General features: G+C 72.5%; 1 protein-coding gene. It reads right to left on the reverse strand.

Features of this window, described 5'->3' with window-relative positions:
* On the reverse strand, positions 1-347 hold a 347-nt coding region (locus BI06_RS45310), incomplete at its 3' end, for a hypothetical protein (RefSeq protein ID WP_043479133.1).
* Positions 348-436 lie beyond the last annotated feature (89 nt).

A 436-nucleotide genomic window follows, 5' to 3' on the forward strand; every position in this document is an offset into this window, starting at 1 on the left:
TCGCAGGCGTCCTGCATTCCGGTCGCCCACCCGTCGTTGAAGGCCCGGGTGTACGCGTCCTCGCTGGCCGGATCGCTGCCCGTGAGCGACCACGAGCCGTCTTCCCAGAAGCTCACCGAGCGTCCGGCCAGCGCCATGCCCTGCGAGCCCTTCAGGGCCGCCTCACAGGCTTCGTGGCCGCGTCCGCAGGCTGCTGCGACAGTCTGCCCTTCGCCGAGTACGGCGTAGACGTCGTTCGCGGTGACGGACGGGGGCGCGGGGGTCGGTGCCGAGTGGCCAACCAGCCACCCGCCGAAAGCGGTTGCGGCGGACAGGGTGAGCACGGCCAGGGTGCGGCGGGGGTTCATCGCGGGTTCTCCCGTGGTTGAGCCGGGGCGGTTAACGGCGGCGGTTGCGGCGACGGGTGGGGATCTCGGCGCGGTCGCGGTCGTACGCG

The organism is Kitasatospora sp. MBT66, assembly GCF_000710405.2.
GTDB lineage: Bacteria > Actinomycetota > Actinomycetes > Streptomycetales > Streptomycetaceae > Kitasatospora > Kitasatospora purpeofusca.